The following is a 13,551-nucleotide window of genomic DNA, read 5'->3' as shown; positions in this document are numbered from 1 at the left end:
GGCTGATCCGATCACAGGCTTAGAGGAAACGATAACCGACGGTCAGCCGCCAGTAGCGCGGTTCCCCCAGCGGCACATAGCTGGTGCTGACCGTGGGACCATAGTTCCGCCGATTGAACAGATTGCGGACACCCAGATTGACGTCGATATCGCCATAGGTCAGGAAGGCGTTGACGTCCACCTGCACAGAGGATGGGACGCGGTTCAGATTGCGCCGATCCATCGCGGCCCCGGATCGGCCATAGACACCCGCCCCCAGACCCGCCTTCATCTCATCCGTGATGGAGTGACGGTAAGAGGAATAGAGGCTGTAGACATTCATCGGTTGCGCGACGACGATGTTCCCGAAGCTCGACGGCGTCAGATAGCTGTATTCCGTGTGCGTGAAGGTAGCGACGACCGACAGTCCGGGCAGTGGCTCCCCGGTGACATTGAAGTCATAGCCCTCGCCCAGCTGACCGGGAGCGGCAATCTGAAAGCGCGGGGCAACCGGGTCGTTCATCAGCATGTTGCTCTGCCGCAGGCGGAACATGGATGCGTTAACCAGCATCTTTTCGTCGAAGAGATCCAGTTTCAGCCCAACTTCAGAATTGCGCGTTCTGGTATCCGGCAGGGGTTCCCCCAAGCGGTTGGTGGAAAAAGTGGGCTGATAGCCAAAGGCCAGGGTGCCGAAGGCGGAGATATGATCGTTGATGTTATAAACAGCGCCGAAATTGGGGACTGTTGCCACGCCTTCATTGATCTGGCCGGAGTTGCGGCTGTAGATGAAGGAGGACACGCGGGTCTTGTTACGCCGCACCCCGGCCAGCAGGCTGAGATCCCAGGCGCTGACCAGATATTGACCGTAAACGCCACGCTGGGTGCTATCCAGGTCAAAGCTGGGTTTGTAGGTTTTGTTCAAGGCCGGCAGGGTGGGCTTCTTTGTCAGGAAATTATACGGCGCCATCCCACCGCTGAGCGGTTCACCCGCCGCCACATCGCTGGCGAAATAATTGAAACCGGCAAGAAACTTATGTTCAACCGGCCCGGTGGTGAAATGGGTCCGGACAAAGCTGTCCACCGTGTTGCTGTTGGCATGTTGCTTGACCCCGCTGCCGGAGACCAGCAACGTGCCATCGCCCGCCAGCACGGCGAAGGGCGAATATTGCGAGATCAGGAGATCCGCCTCCTGATGCTGCCCCTTGACAATCAGGGTCGCCCAGCTGGTGATCTCTTGGGTCACGTCAAGATCGACCTGCTTGGTCTTGATCTCAATCCCCTGATCCTTGCCCCCGATCAGCGGCTTTGAATAATCGACCGCGAAGGGCTGCTTCGTCGTCGGGCTCAGGGCGGCATAGGGAATGACGCCCGCAATCTGCTTGCTGAGCGTGGCGCTCACCAGCGCGTCGGTGCCCAGGCTCTTGTAGCGCAGGGAGGGCGCCAGCAGATATTCCTCGTTGCCACGGTAACCACCGAAATTACGATCGGCCTTGCCGGCCGAACCGATGACACGGGCGGTGATGGTTTGCTCTTCATTCAGCGCGCCATTGGCATCGACGGTGCCCTTGGCCAGCCCCCAGCGGTCGGTTTCAGCGCTGCCATAAATGCGCGCTTCCGCACTGGGCTTCTTGGTCACCAGATTGACGGTACCGCCCATGCTGTTGCCACCCAGCAGGATGGCATCGGGCCCCTTCAGCACTTCCAGCCGTTCAATATTGGCGATGGGCTGGGTGGCGCCGACCGCAAAGGTGCTGCTGCCCGGCGTCGACATCCCGTTGACGGCACCGTTGGAGGCATAACCGCGCACGGAATAGCTGACGCCGCCCTGCACCGTTGCATTATTGACCACAACACCGCCGGCACTGCGCAGCGCATCGGTCAGGGTCTGGCTCTGCTGTTCGGCCATCAGGCGGGAGGAAATGACCTGATTGTTGCGCGCCTGCTCCCGCAGGGATTGTCCCATGCGCGAAGAGGTGGAGGTGGAGCGGACCAGAATGCTGGTCTCCGCTTCGTCACGCCGCGCCAGCACGATGATGCCGTTGACGATCACCAGCGAACCATTATCGCCCGGCATGGTCAGCAGCGTTGTATCCTTGGTCGCCCGGTCAATGGCCTCCTCGGCCGTGCGGGCCCCGCTGACCGGCAGGGAGGTCAGGCCCCGCACGGCATCCGGGTCCATCTCGATCTTGGTGCCGGACTGGGCCGCGATCTGGCGCAGCGCCTCGCCCATATCCATGGCCGGTACGCTGATCGTGCGCTCCTGCGCCATCACCATCTGGGGCGCCAGAACCATCGGGACGGCCAGCATCGTGGCCGTGCTCAGCAGAAAGGATGTGATTTTGTTGGACACGCAAAGCCCCCTTTGCAGAAAATTGTTGTCGCCTACGCCCGTTCATTTTTATTTCTCCATCAAAACTGATGGAGTTTTGGTTTATTCGAGTGTGGATTTTTGACATCCAAGCCCGTTCTCTCCCCCTATGGCAGAAGGGGAAAGTTTTTGGTGACCCGGTTTCCGGATATTTATTCATGCGTGAATGCACGCATGGCGTGAATACCGGCGGATCGTCTACTCTTTATTTGGGTGAGGTCGGATCATCGTCCATTTTACCGCCATCGGCGGTGATGATTATGTCACCCATCTGGAAGTATGCTGGGGCGCACACCGGATCAATGCAAATCAATAATGGTTATTGCATCATCAATTTGATTGATGGGGCTTTGCTGACAAAGCCACAGGGCTGAACGGCGCCGCCGCAACCGCGGGGCGATGCGTTTCACTGACCGCCGATGGGTATGACCTCGCCCCCCATCCGATACCCCGCCCGCCAGGTGAGACATTGGAAGAACATATCGATGATCCAGCGGATCTTCGGTTCGTCCGTCCGGTGGCGCTGCCACTGCGCCACCAGGGGAGTGGGTTTCTTGATGACAGGCAGGGTGACCACTTTCACCGGCAAGTCGTTGGCATAATATTGGGCCAACCAATCGCTGGTGGTGACGATCAGATCGCTGTTCATCACAAGGCGCGGCAGCATGGAATAATGGGCCGTGCGCACGACGATACGGCGCTGTCGAAACAGATCGTCTGGTTCATGCATGGCAAACATGGCCTGTTCGATAGTGTCGAACAGGGCAGCGTGCCGACCTGCCAGATAAGTTTCCCGCGATATGTTACCACCAGGGTCGGAAATGGGGAAATTGCGACAGACCAGACCGGTCAGCCCATGATCAAACAGGGGTTGTGAACAGAATTCCCCGTCGGCCATCGCCACCGGGACGATGGCCACATCCACCCCACGTTCGAACAACCGGTCTGTGCGGCCATATTCAAAGGGCAGCAGCTGAATATCCAGCCCCGGTGCCGTCTGTAAAATCTTCTCCACCACCGTGCTGAGGAAGATCAGCTCAATCGCCTCCGGTGCCGTCAGAATGACGCTGCCCTTGGCGTGCGCCGGATCGAAATCCAGCGACAGATGGAACGTGTCGTCAATTTCCCGCAGCAGCCGCCCCACCCGCGGCCGCAGCGCCGTCCCCAGTGCCGTTAATTGCCGGCTGGGGCCATAGATCACCAGCTCATCACCGAAATGGTCGCGCAGCCGGCGCAGCGCCATGCTCATCGCCGGCTGGGTCAGCGCCATTTTCTGCGCCGCCTCCGTCAAGGTCGGCATTTCCAGCACGGCATAGAGCGCGTAAAGCAAATTGGCGTTCAGCCGGCGCAGGCGGGGCAACTGGTCAGAAGACAAGGGACATCACCGGGACAGGGGGCGGAAGGGCGCGCACCATCATCCCTGACTGGCGGCATTGCGCAAGACCGTCAAGGGCAGCGCTTCCACCGATTTCACCGTCTCCATGGAGATGAAGGCGCTGACATCGGTCATCTTGATCCGCCGGATCAGTTGCTTATAGACCCGATCATAGTCCTCCACATTGGGCAGCACGATTTTCAGGATGTAATCGACCGATCCGGTCATCCGGTGCGCCTCCACAATCTCGGGGATTTCGGCCACGGCTTGGCGGAAGCGGCTGGTCCATTCCTCGCTGTGCTCCCCGGAACCCACCGTGACAAACAGGGTGGTGGGCAGCCCCACCGTGGCGCGATCCAGCAGCGCCACATTGCGGCGGATGAACCCCGCCTCCCGCAGCTGTGCGATGCGGCGCGAACAGGCGGAGGGGGAAAGATGCACCTTCTCCCCCATCTCGCTGAGGGACGTGTCGCTGTCGCGCTGCAGAATGTCGAGAATGGCAATATCGCGCGCATTGATCATGGGCATATCCTGACAATTACCGGCATGGGTTTGAGCCTTTCCGGCCAGGGCGCAAAAGTTTTGCGCCAATCTCTCCCATCATACACTCACGTTGCGCAGGGTCCAGCATCCCCGCATGACATTGCAAACACATCCCGCCCGTCTGCGGTTAAAAAGAAGGCCCCTGCCCTGCTGCCCAGGCGCCATGGCGGGGACAAGAACAGGATCAGGCACAGGACAGGGTAGCATGAACACGCAACGCGAATGGCTGGCCAGGGCAGTGGAGATCATCCGGGCCGAACAGCACCGCTCAGCCGACACCCATCTGATCGGCGTGCCGCTGGCCAACGCGCCGGGCATTGACCTGTATCTGAAGGATGAATCCAGCCACCCGACCGGCAGCCTGAAGCACCGGCTGGCGCGTTCCCTGTTTTTGCACGCGCTGTGCAATGGCTGGATCGGGCCGGAAACGACGCTGGTGGAATCCTCTTCCGGCTCCACCGCCGTGTCAGAGGCCTATTTCGCCCGGCTGCTGGGCCTGCGCTTCATCGCCGTCATCCCCGCCGCCACGGCGGCGGAGAAGGTGGCGGCCATCCGCCACCAGGGCGGCCATTGCCATATGGTGGATGATCCAAGGCAGGTCTATGATACGGCCGAACGCATCGCGCGGGAAACCGGCGGCCATTATCTGGATCAGTTCACCTATGCCGAACGCGCCACCGACTGGCGCGGCAATGGCTGCATCGCCGACAGCATCTTCGACCAGATGGCCCGCGAACGCCATCCCGTGCCGGCCTGGATTGTCTGCGGTGCCGGCACGGGCGGCACCTCGGCCACCATCGGGCGCTTCATCCGCTATCGCGGGTTCAGCAGCAATCTCTGCGTGGCTGACCCGGAACATTCCGTCTTCCACCGCCATTTTGCCGACCGGTCGGTGCTGACCGTGACGGGCCCCGTCTCCTGCGTGGAAGGCATCGGCCGGCCCCGGGTGGAACCCTCCTTCATGCCAGAGGTGATTGACCGCATGATCGCCGTGCCGGACAGCGCCAGCATCATGGCCGCCCGCCATATCAGCCGCGTGTTGGGGCGCGGCTGCGGCCCGTCCACCGGCACCAATATTGTCGCCTGTCTGGCGATCATTCAGGAAATGGTGGATGCCGGCCAAACCGGCTCCATCGTCACGCTGCTCTGCGATCCGGGGGAGCGCTATGCCTCCACCTGTTTCGACGATGCCTGGGTGGCCGCCAAGCAATTGGACACCCATTCCGGCACCGCCCGGCTGCAGCATTTCCTGCCGTTGGCCCGCGTTCTCGTGGACGCGTAAGCCAAGCTGCCGGAGGGCAGCGCCCGGCGCATGGGGGAACGCCTGTCAGTAGATTCCGAAATATATCCCCTGCCCTCTTCCGTTCGGAATCTACTGACGCCCGCCAACCCTGTCAGGCAACGGCGTTACGGGCCGTGATTTTGGGGACGGGTGGGGCGGAGGGGTGCAGAACAATCCCCTGCCCCTGATCGTTCAGGGTTACGCGCGCCTCCGGATACGCCGCCATCGCCACCCGCAGACTATCCAGAAAGGGCTGTTTGAACTGCCGTAAATGCTGGTAGCCGCCGCCAAACTGTTCAAACAGGGCCGGCCAGGGCATTAATTTCGCTTCATTGAGAACATGCAGCCGATAAGCCAGCCAGATATAGATGTCGATCGCCGCACTATTCGACGCAATCCCCCTTAAGGCGGATTCCAGAATGGGCACCGGGTGTTTGCGCAAATCTTCAAAGAAACGGCGATGCAGCCGCACCTGATCCGTCCAAAGCTGCGGCTGCCGGTCATCATCGGCCTGGAAGCTGAGGATACTATCCTCGATAAAGGCACCGTTCGAACGGATTTCGGTGGAGGCATCACCGGAAAGGAAGGTCAGCGTGCAGGCGCTGATCCGGCGAGCCTGTTCGGCAATCTGCTTATAGGTCATGCCCCCGGCGCTGGAGACACCCATGGCCTTCATCCAGGCATGTAGGCTGCGCCCCAGTTCAATCACCGGGCTGTTGTTTCGCACCGCCTGGGTTTGCAGATAGACAAGGATCATCCGCGCCCGGCTGCCATAGGGGACGCCGATAACCTCCCCCGTTTCCGTATAGCCGGACTGGACCAGAAGTGTCGTGCGATAGCCCGGCTTGCGCCAAAGATGCGGCTTGTCTGACTTGTCGATGGATTTATGGGGCAGACAGGTCAAGGCAAAGCCTGAATGCGAAATGCCGATCCCGCCCTCTGCTTCCGCCATCATGCCAACGGCAATGTCGAACAGGTTCTGTTGCGCCTTGCTCATCGCCGGCCGCAATTCCCGAACCTTGTCCAGATCGCCATCATGTGCCCTGATCAGCGTATGGATGTCGTCAAGATCGGCCATGTCGCTCACTGTTCCTGGCTCTATGCCTGAATGCATGGATCAGCAAAACCATAGCTATCGCTGTATCAATGTCTAGATCGGAATCTTCTGACACCTACTAGGCTTAGTTATTAGATAACATTATTAGTACCGTCAGAAGATTCCTGTGGATAAAAGCCGGGTTGCAGGGATTCCGCCGAGTCCCGCAATGGGGCAAATGTCGGAAGAATCCGAATAACTTGTCAGCAGATTCCGAAACCTTACTTCTTGGGGGCGTCTCCCTTACCTCTTGGGGCATTTTCGGGTGTCACAAGATTCCCGATACCATGGCGAATCGTGTTTTTGGCTGTCAGAAGATTCCGAATATCGGGGAATCGGCGGCGTTGGCTGCAAAAGAGGTGTCAGAAGATTCCGACTATCCCCGCCTTTGCTGGGGACGGAAGGACGGGGTGTCAGAAGATTCCGTATGCAGGCGGTGGGGAGAGTGGCTCTAATTCCTTGTTCAGCGAGCGGATTCACGCTCCAAAGGGATTCCGCTTTTCCGCGATCCGCTCTAATACCAATCTCCCTTGATCGTGACCGATCCAGGGAGATTTTTTGTTCCCTCAGGCGCCGGGCGTTGCCTCCGGCAGCTTGGCTTACGCCGCTGCCGAGCGGCGGGCCGGCGACTGCCGGCCCCCCCCTGCCCTGCCCTAGCCTTGCAGCAGCTGGTCGATCATCGCCCGCAGTGCCTCCAGCGTGCGGCGCTGATCATTATCCAAGGGGGCCGAGGTTCGGGACAGAACCTTCAAACCGCCTTCAACCTGGGTCATGGCACGTTGCAGGGGGCTGGCCTTGGGGTGGGGCTGCGGTACGGGGTTGCCCGGCCCTTCCGACTTCTGTCCACGGGCCTCGCGCAGTGCCTTGACGGATGCCCCGTTGCGCAGCATGTCCAACAGCCGCGCACGCTCCGCCCCCGCCTCTGCCAGGGCCAGTTCAACCATGGCGTTGCGGGAAAGGTGCAACGTTGCACATTCAGCCAGGATATCGTCGGGCAGGGAGAGCAGCTTCAGCACGCGGTTGATCTGTGTCCGGCTCCACCCCAGGGCGCCGGCGGCGGCTTCCTGCGTATAGGCATGGCTTTCCATCAAGGCCTGGATGCCCCGCGCCTCCTCCAGCGGTGTCAGGTCGACACGCTGCAGGTTCTCCACCAGGGCAATTTCCTCCGCATTGCCGTTGGTGACGATGGCGTGCAGGGTCGGCCGCTCCAGCAGGCCAAGGGCCCGCCAGCGCCGTTCCCCGGCGACAATCTCATATTCGCCGCGCGCATCCAGCATCGGGCGGACCAGGATGGGCTGCAACAGCCCCTGGCGTTCGATGCTTTCCGCCAATTGGCGCAGTTCATCTTCGTTGAAATGTCGGCGCGGCTGATCGGCGCGGGGATGGACCCGCGCCCGCTCCACCTCAATCAGCCGGGGAAAATCGCGGGAGATGAGGGAGCCGTCACCGCGTGCCGCAACATCATCCATGGCCCGGCCGAAGGCCGACTTACCCTTCTGTAGCTTCACCGGCAATCTCCTTCGCCAGATGGAAATAGGCCTGAACCGGGTGGTCCGGGGGCAGGGCCTCAACCGCAATCACATTATTATAGGCAGCCTGGTTGATGCCGGTGCTCATGCGGATCGGTTCGAACACGCGGCCAAGGTCGCTGTTGCCGGTGAAGCGGGCCCGCAGGTCAGAGAGGACTTCCCGGTCAACTGTCTGCCGCTCGGCGAACATGGTGGGCAGCACGCCCAGCACCGTCAATTCATGATTGGTGAAGCGACGCACCCGGCCGATGGTTTTCAGCAGCAGGGGGATACCCAGCAAATCCACCGGCCGGGTTGCCACGGGGATCAGCACATGATCAGCCGCGTTCAAGGCGTTGATGGTCATGGAACCGAGATTGGGCGGCGTATCGATGAGGATGAAATCATAATCGCCCAGCAGTTCCGCCAGCGCCGCCTTCAGCCTTGTTTCCCGCCCCACCAGGCCAGCGGCGCTGTCAAACTCGGCCAATGCCAGACCAGAGGGCAGCACATCGAAGGTGCGCAGCCGGATCAGCGTGTCGCGCACCGGGCGGTCATCCACCAGCACGGAATGCAGCGTGGCGCTGCGTTCTTCCAGTTCAATAATATCGCATCCCACCATGGCGGTGGCACTGGCCTGCGGATCAGCATCCACCAGCAGCACGCGAAAGCCCAGCCGGGCGAAACTGGCGGCCAGATTGACGGCGGTTGCGGATTTGCCCACGCCACCTTTCTGGTTGGAACAGGCGATGACCCGCGCCCGGCCGGGATGTCCGCCGCCGCCGATCAGGCGCAGCACCGCATCGGGCACCGGTTCTTTGCCGCTTTCCCATCGGCTGATCCGGGCCTTGTCATAAGACCGCCCGAGCGCTTCGTTCAGGTGCCGTGCGCAGCCTTCCTGCGTCAGCCCTTTGCGCTTGCGGAACGCTTTCAACGCCTCTCCCGCCATCTCCCAACCCTTCACTGACCTGTGTCGAGCCAGAGTGGGGGAGGGGAGGGGGAGTGTCAATGAAGTTGACGGTGTGGTGTCAACTTTATCACGTTGAACAGCCTGTCCTGAAGCGATGTGCAACGTTGCACATCGCCATCATTCTGGCGGCGGTCAGCGCGGCCGATCCGCCGCTTGCCAGTTCGGCGAAGGGGCCGATCATGGTGCCGACAAAACCGCCGGCCGAAAGGGTGGGGCATCCTCAATTTCCGCCAGTTGGGACAGGATGTGACCCGGCATCGCATCGCCGACAAATTTCTGCAACAGGGGCGTATTGTCAAAAACCCAGTCCCTCAACGGGCGCAACAGCCGGGGCATGTGATGGAACATGCGCCCGGTATGGAACGCCCCCTGGCTGACCTGCGCCGTGTGCGGCTTGCGTCGATCCTCGAACCGCTGAAGCGCGCCGCGTACCGCCTCCGTATCGCTCAGTGAAACCTTGTCCAGTTCGCGCGCCAGGAAATACCCATCCTCAATCGACATGCCGGCACCATAGGCGGCATAGGGTGATGTGGGATGTGCGGCGTCGCCGACCAGGGTTGTCCGCCCCTTCGACCATTGCTTCAAGGGCGGGCGATCACGGATTTCCCAGCGCTGGAGATGCTTTGCCGGGGTTGCATCGATCAGATCCCGCACCTTCCGGGTGAAGCCGGCGGCACGTTCCCGGCTGAAGGACAGCAGGTCCGCCGGTGGCGGCTGACTGGGATCACAGGCTTCCAGCACCCACCATTCATATCCCCATTTTCCGTCATGCCGGATGGGGGTGTAGCTGACCTGGGTGGTGCGGTTATGGGCGATGACGCCTTTGCCTTCCGGTGGGCTGTCCAGGAAAAGATAGCCCCCCACCAGATGCAGGCGCTGGTGGCGGATCGGTTCATCGCCCCACAGCGTCTTGCGGACAAAGGAATTGATACCATCGGCCCCGACCAGGATGTCGGCGGTGAATGTCTGCCCATTGGCGAATGTGAGCCTGACCTTGGCGCCATCATCATGGATGCCGGTCAGATTATGCCCGAGACGCAGCACGCCCGGCGGCAGTGCATCCAGCATCCGCTTGTAAAGGCCCCATCGCAGCAGGCCGATGAAACCACCACCATATTCCCTGACCACCTCGTCCGGCAGGATGACTTCTGCCCTTTGCTTGCCGTCGTAGCGTTCGAAGAAGGTCTGGCAGGGTGCGCCAAGGTCGTTGGTATCAACGCCGATGATCTTCAGGATTTTCTGCGGGGGCGGCCAGAGGTTCAAGATGTTGCCGGCCGCCTTGATCTCCGCCGCCCGCTCGAACAACATAACCTCAAATCCCAGCCGGATCGCCGCCAGTGCGGTCGCCATGCCCCCCGGCCCGGCACCAACGATGGCGATCGTCCCCTTAATGTGCGTGCTCATCAAGCCTCCCTGTATTTTGTGATTTTGTCATTTTGGCCGGCACATGGTGCCTGATCCAATCTAAGCAATGCTTAGATTAAGTCCGAACGCTTGTCAACCGGCGTTGCGGGCGGTTGCCGACATGGAATTCCCGTTCGTTTTTAGGGAAAGGAAACCTGCGGGTCGGAGGCCGGCGACCGCCGGCCCGCGCCACGTGGCGCGCAAGCCAAGCTGCCGGACGGCAGCGCCCGGCGCATGAGGGGACACAAAATCTCCCTGGATCGGTCACGATCAAGGGAGATTGGGATAATACCACCGGCTGAAAATCTTGACCTTTGGCGGATTGCAGGCCGGCGGTCATGCGCCGCAAGCCAAGCCTGCGGATGCGGGCGCTCGTGCTGGGGCCACACGCGAAATCCGCCTTGATCGGTCAAGATCAAGGCGGATTGGCATTATTCACCTGGGATCAGATCAGCTTGACATGCACTTCTGGAGTTGAGTGATCATCTGGTTCCACGTGCTATCGGCATTGTTAGCACCGACCCAAGTTTCCACCAGGCTATCCGCCGCGCTGACCCAATTGGCAAGTGTACTGGACTGATTGCTCCAGAACGGCGCTGCAGTGCCTGAGGGCAACACGGGATCCAGGCGGAAATAATTGTTCGGAAAATCCGCCCCCATTTCGGTGGATGTGAGGAGGGACGCCCCGGATGCAATCGTCGCATCCAGTGCGTTGATGCCATTATAGTTCAACCAACCGCTGCCCCCTATCCCGGTGATCCCGCCCCCCATTTTCTCAACTGTGGCATAATCCAGGCCGCTGGGCTCCGAAGACATGCCACAACCGATCGACACAATGCAGTTGATCGTCAGGGGTTCCTCGCCATTTTGATTCCGTATTTCGTTCTGTTGCTTTACGTAAAGCAAGGCTGCCTGCGTCGGATTGTTCGCCCAGACACCCCCATCAAGGAAGTAATTACACCCGCTTGGATCGCTCTGCATCGAACCGAACTGCAGGTCATAAGGCACAGGTGGCAGCACCATTGGGCAGGCCGACGTCATCAGGCAGGCCTGGAACACGCTAATATTTTGGGCTGACGCATTGGTGCCCATCGCGTTATTCAAAACCGTGGTGTCGTTGGTGATGATCACCGGACCCCACGGAACCGACTGATCGTCGATTTGCGTCAAGACCGGGGGAAACGCGGTCGTGGATACGGACTGTCCACCCAAATTACCATTGAAGCTCGGAATGATCAGCGTTGTATTCGTATCCGATAGACAGACAAAAGAAGAGGAGTTATTCAGAGCAGGCGTTTTCAATCCCTCCAAGGAATTATAAACAACTCCGCCACCCACACTAGATGGCAGCCATTCGTTGACAATACCATCAATTAGATAATAACATCCAGCCCAGCTCGGGGCCCCATAATTACTTGCTATGACACTGGCAAGCCCTGTAGCTTGTGGTTTGTTTTTAGTTGATTCATTACATATCACAGATGTATTTCCGAATGCGGTCACGCTTGATGTAACTACATCGAAAAGAGATACATTACCTGGAAAAATTGACGAAGCATTATTTTGATATAGGTCCAGCGCGCCGTCGCCGGTCAGGGGCTGCGACGCCGATAAGGGGGGCACCGTCAATCCAACCGCCAACAGCGCCCCGGTCGACGTGCCCGCCACATAGCCAAAGATATCCGGGATTGAGGCCAAGCTCTTTGGCATCGTCTTCAGTGAGGAGTTCGTCACAGAGCCGTCGAGATAAGACAGGATGCGGGCAGGGATGACGCCCATCATCCCGCCGCCGTCAATGGCCAGAATATTTATGCTAGGCATAGTTAGATCTCCGTTTATCGTCAGTGATGTCGAGTTCCGGCATGACATTCGTCACCGGGACATCATTCCGGAAAGCATTTTTCGCACCACATCAACATCTCAATATAATCAGTAACTTACTCAATATCCGGGAGGGCGGTCGATGGGTGTCCGATATGTCCGACATGTCCGAATTAGGCTGTGCTGGCCTGAAACAACGCCCGACAATACAGATGACGTGGATTATACCACCGGTCATAAGTGATGACCGTTGGTACGGCGGCGACTGCCGCCGCGCCGCACGTGCGGCGTAGCCAAACCAGCGGATGCTGGCGCCGGCGACTGAGGGGCGCGAAAGCGTGACCATCGGTCATGATTTCGTGCCGCTGGTATAATGCCTGGGCAGGGGGAAAGGGTGAAAGTCCGTCCAGGAACTTTCACTTCTTTTCCGATCTCTTAACCGTCATTCCCCGCCTTCGCGGGAATGACGGTGGAAAAGGTCAAGAGTTCGAAAACGCTGATGATCAGGCCGATAAAATACTGGTCATCAGCAACCTGACGACGGATTCTGAAACATCTGGCGACATGGCGTAAGGTTTCAGTATCTTCTTATTCTGAAGGCTGGAGAATCCATATAACATGGACCAGGCACTCAATATACGCGTGGTGAATTCTTCCTCCGGAACATCGGGGATGGCCGCTGCCAGCGCATCCCGCAGCAGAGAGAAGCCTACAGTTTGAGCGTCCTTTATGACCGGGTCCAGTTCCGGCCGTGTCAGCTCGCTCTCATACATGAGTTCGAACAGACGCGGATGCGCGTGCGCGAAGGCCAGAAAATGCCGGCTGAGGCCGATCAGGCGCTCGACAGGATCGCTGATGCTGCGGAGCGTGTCGGCGCCCGAGCCGCTTAACCGTTCATACCCCTCACAGGCGACGGCCAGCAGCAAGGCGCGCCGATCGGCAAAATGGTAATAGGGCGCGCCGGAGGAGACACCGACCAGGCTCGCCAGTGTCCGCACAGAAAGCGTGTCATGCCCATGGTCGGACACATAGGAGAGGCCGGCCTCGATCAGGTCACGCCGCAGATTTTCCCGATGATAGGAAAGGGACGCATTGCCTTTTCTTGCCATAATCTACATCGCGTCCTGATGCGGTGAGGCGAAGCGCCGGCTGATCGTCTGCTCTGCGATCAGCCGGGCTGGTGCCGCCGGGGCCAGCGTTACAAG

11 protein-coding genes are annotated in these 13,551 nt (G+C 59.7%); 2 read left to right on the top strand and 9 right to left on the bottom strand.

Features of this window, described 5'->3' with window-relative positions; all coding sequences use genetic code 11:
- Positions 1 to 19: 19 nt before the first annotated feature.
- The gene (locus CHB97_RS13010; RefSeq protein ID WP_089288369.1) at positions 20 to 2,329 is read right to left on the bottom strand and encodes a TonB-dependent siderophore receptor; all 2,310 of its coding nucleotides are present in this window, start codon (positions 2,327 to 2,329) and stop codon (positions 20 to 22) included.
- Between the two features lie 68 nt (positions 2,330 to 2,397).
- Here CHB97_RS13010 and CHB97_RS25945 point away from each other — a divergent pair, with 68 nt between their 5' ends.
- Complete coding sequence (locus CHB97_RS25945; protein ID WP_143270868.1) at positions 2,398 to 2,721, top strand: hypothetical protein; 324 nt, start codon at positions 2,398 to 2,400, stop codon at positions 2,719 to 2,721.
- Positions 2,722 to 2,753: 32 nt separating this feature from the next.
- Here CHB97_RS25945 and CHB97_RS13005 read toward each other — a convergent pair whose 3' ends face one another.
- Together CHB97_RS13005 and CHB97_RS13000 are read right to left on the bottom strand one after the other, a co-directional pair.
- Positions 2,754 to 3,722, bottom strand: a complete 969-nt coding sequence (locus CHB97_RS13005) for a LysR family transcriptional regulator (protein ID WP_089288370.1) — start codon at positions 3,720 to 3,722, stop codon at positions 2,754 to 2,756.
- Between the two features lie 39 nt (positions 3,723 to 3,761).
- Positions 3,762 to 4,244, bottom strand: coding sequence for an Lrp/AsnC family transcriptional regulator (locus tag CHB97_RS13000; RefSeq protein WP_089288371.1), 483 nt, complete (start codon positions 4,242 to 4,244; stop codon positions 3,762 to 3,764).
- Positions 4,245 to 4,470: 226 nt separating this feature from the next.
- Between CHB97_RS13000 and CHB97_RS12995 the strand changes: the two genes are divergently transcribed.
- Positions 4,471 to 5,547: a PLP-dependent cysteine synthase family protein gene (locus CHB97_RS12995; RefSeq protein WP_089288372.1), complete on the top strand. Its 1,077-nt coding sequence runs from the start codon at positions 4,471 to 4,473 to the stop codon at positions 5,545 to 5,547.
- 112 nt (positions 5,548 to 5,659) lie between these two features.
- On the opposite strand, the gene CHB97_RS12990 is transcribed toward CHB97_RS12995, so the two are convergent.
- The 6 genes from CHB97_RS12990 to CHB97_RS12965 all read right to left on the bottom strand — a co-directional run bounded on the left by CHB97_RS12990 (position 5,660) and on the right by CHB97_RS12965 (position 13,455).
- Complete coding sequence (locus tag CHB97_RS12990; RefSeq protein WP_089288373.1) at positions 5,660 to 6,625, bottom strand: replication protein RepA; 966 nt, start codon at positions 6,623 to 6,625, stop codon at positions 5,660 to 5,662.
- Between the two features lie 671 nt (positions 6,626 to 7,296).
- The gene (locus tag CHB97_RS12985; RefSeq protein ID WP_089288374.1) at positions 7,297 to 8,151 is read right to left on the bottom strand and encodes a ParB/RepB/Spo0J family partition protein; all 855 of its coding nucleotides are present in this window, start codon (positions 8,149 to 8,151) and stop codon (positions 7,297 to 7,299) included.
- On the bottom strand, positions 8,132 to 9,085 hold the full coding sequence (locus CHB97_RS12980; RefSeq protein ID WP_160105830.1) for an AAA family ATPase: 954 nt from the start codon (positions 9,083 to 9,085) through the stop codon (positions 8,132 to 8,134). Before CHB97_RS12980 ends, CHB97_RS12985 begins: the two co-directional genes overlap by 20 nt.
- 213 nt (positions 9,086 to 9,298) lie before the next feature.
- Positions 9,299 to 10,525: an NAD(P)/FAD-dependent oxidoreductase gene (locus CHB97_RS12975; RefSeq protein ID WP_143270870.1), complete on the bottom strand. Its 1,227-nt coding sequence runs from the start codon at positions 10,523 to 10,525 to the stop codon at positions 9,299 to 9,301.
- 450 nt (positions 10,526 to 10,975) lie between these two features.
- Positions 10,976 to 12,346, bottom strand: a complete 1,371-nt coding sequence (locus CHB97_RS12970; RefSeq protein WP_160105829.1) for a patatin-like phospholipase family protein — start codon at positions 12,344 to 12,346, stop codon at positions 10,976 to 10,978.
- Positions 12,347 to 12,849: 503 nt separating this feature from the next.
- Positions 12,850 to 13,455: a TetR/AcrR family transcriptional regulator gene (locus tag CHB97_RS12965; protein ID WP_089288377.1), complete on the bottom strand. Its 606-nt coding sequence runs from the start codon at positions 13,453 to 13,455 to the stop codon at positions 12,850 to 12,852.
- Positions 13,456 to 13,551 lie beyond the last annotated feature (96 nt).

The sequence above is a fragment of the Azospirillum sp. RU38E genome, from assembly GCF_900188385.1.
Lineage (GTDB): Bacteria > Pseudomonadota > Alphaproteobacteria > Azospirillales > Azospirillaceae > Niveispirillum.
Note: the sequence above shows the minus strand (reverse complement) of the source record. Positions and strands in the feature narration are given on the sequence as shown.

Bases quoted from the DNA above. Each gene is read 5' to 3' on its own strand.
- CHB97_RS25945 (WP_143270868.1), top strand. From the start codon at position 2,398: ATGGAGTTTTGGTTTATTCGAGTGTGGATTTTTGACATCCAAGCCCGT.
- CHB97_RS13000 (WP_089288371.1), bottom strand. From the start codon at position 4,244: ATGATCAATGCGCGCGATATTGCCATTCTCGACATTCTGCAGCGCGAC.
- CHB97_RS12990 (WP_089288373.1), bottom strand. From the start codon at position 6,625: ATGGCCGATCTTGACGACATCCATACGCTGATCAGGGCACATGATGGC.
- CHB97_RS12965 (WP_089288377.1), bottom strand. From the start codon at position 13,455: ATGGCAAGAAAAGGCAATGCGTCCCTTTCCTATCATCGGGAAAATCTG.
- CHB97_RS12970 (WP_160105829.1), bottom strand. From the start codon at position 12,346: ATGCCTAGCATAAATATTCTGGCCATTGACGGCGGCGGGATGATGGGC.
- CHB97_RS12975 (WP_143270870.1), bottom strand. From the start codon at position 10,525: ATGAGCACGCACATTAAGGGGACGATCGCCATCGTTGGTGCCGGGCCG.
- CHB97_RS12995 (WP_089288372.1), top strand. From the start codon at position 4,471: ATGAACACGCAACGCGAATGGCTGGCCAGGGCAGTGGAGATCATCCGG.